This window comes from Vibrio sp. 704 (assembly GCF_033339295.1).
This window is the reverse complement of record NZ_JAWOUH010000456.1, coordinates 1-691: the sequence shown is the minus strand read 5'-3', so window position 1 is coordinate 691 and position 691 is coordinate 1. Positions and strand designations below refer to the sequence as shown.

Annotated in this window: 1 protein-coding gene; it reads left to right on the top strand. The window is 44.6% G+C overall.

Annotated features, from left to right (window positions below; translation table 11 throughout):
- Positions 1–691 (top strand): ABC transporter substrate-binding protein (locus R7R24_RS27070; protein WP_318120170.1); only part of this gene is annotated, 691 nt, incomplete at both ends.

Genomic DNA, 691 nt, shown 5'->3' with positions numbered 1-691 from the left:
CTGGGACAACGAAAACACCACACTAGAGAAAGTTACTTTCCTACCGATTGAAAACCAAGTTGCAGAAATGAACCGCTTCCTAGCGGGTGAAATCGACTTCACGAACGAACTGCCAACAGAGCACTTCAAGCGTCTGAAGAAAGAGCACCCACAAGAAGTATCTGTGACGGGTAACCTATGTACTTACTACTACATCTTCAACACGAAGAAAGCTCCGTTTGATGATGTACGTGTTCGTCAAGCTATCTCTTACGCGATTGACCGTAACATCGTAACTGATGCGATTTTAGCTCAAGGTCAAAAACCAGCTTACTTCCTAACGCCAGAAATCACAGCAGGTTTCAACCCAGAAATTCCTGCATACGGCAAAATGACGCAAGAAGAGCGTAACGCAGAAGCGGCTCGTCTATTGGAAGAAGCAGGCTACGGCGCAGATAATCCACTTAAGTTTAACCTTCTTTACAACACGTCTGAGAACCACAAGAAAATTGCGGTTGCTCTAGGCTCTATGTGGAAGAAAACACTTGGTCTAGATGTAACGCTAGAAAACCAAGAGTGGAAAACATACCTATCAACAAAAGACTCAGGTAACTTCGAAGTTGCTCGTGCTGGTTGGTGTGGTGACTACAACGAAGCTTCGTCATTCTTGACTCTAATGATGAGCAACAACACCACTGGTGGTATTCACTAC